The 649-nt window shown below is 59.6% G+C and carries 2 protein-coding genes; both read left to right on the forward strand.

From position 1 onward, the window contains the following. Nucleotides 1–66: 66 nt before the first annotated feature. A complete protein-coding gene (locus tag I3253_RS20335) occupies nucleotides 67–345 on the forward strand; it encodes a transposase (RefSeq protein WP_197919604.1) in 279 nt (92 codons plus the stop codon). Next, the coding region (locus I3253_RS20340; protein ID WP_197919605.1) for an IS3 family transposase at nucleotides 342–649 on the forward strand (308 nt) is incomplete at its 3' end. The genes I3253_RS20335 and I3253_RS20340, both read left to right, overlap by 4 nt.

Below are 649 nucleotides of genomic sequence, written 5' to 3' on the forward strand. Positions count from 1 at the left end.
TGAAGTGGTCCCGGAAATCCGGACAGTTAGCTAAGGTGTATCCCGAACTTTTTGGAGGGATACGAGATGGCGAAACGCCGGAAGTTTACAGATCAGTTCAAAGCCAAAGTCGCGCTTGAGGCTCTGCGTGGCGACAAGACGATCCAGGAGATCGCAGCGCGGCACCAGGTGCATCCGAACCAGGTGAGCACATGGAAGCGCCAGGCGGTCGAAGGCATGGCGGATGTGTTCGCTCGGGGCGGCAAACCCGAAGGCCCGAGCGAGGCGGAGGTGAAAGAGCTGCACGCCAAGATCGGGAGGTTGGCGGTCGAGAACGATTTTTTGTTGGAAGGGCTCAAACGATGAGCCCGGCAAAGAAGAAAGCGATGATCCGCCGCAACCATCCCGATCTGAGCATCAGCCAACAGTGCAAGCTGGTGAACCTGAGCCGGTCAGCGTTCTACTACACGTCGATCGGGATTGACGCGGCGACGCTTGCGCTGATGAAGCAGATCGACCGGGTGTTCACCAAATACCCGTTCTTCGGGTCGCGCCAGATCGCCGCCTATCTGCGCCGGGACGGCATCGTAGCTGGCCGACATCGTATCCGACGACTGATGGCGAAGATGGGCCTGGAGGCGATCTACAAGCGGCCCCGAACCAGCCAGCC

It is taken from the genome of Thiosulfatihalobacter marinus, assembly GCF_016019955.1.
In the GTDB taxonomy this organism is placed as follows: Bacteria; Pseudomonadota; Alphaproteobacteria; order Rhodobacterales; family Rhodobacteraceae; genus Shimia; species Shimia marinus_A.

Bases quoted from the DNA above. Each gene is read 5' to 3' on its own strand.
- I3253_RS20335 (WP_197919604.1), top strand. From the start codon at position 67: ATGGCGAAACGCCGGAAGTTTACAGATCAGTTCAAAGCCAAAGTCGCG.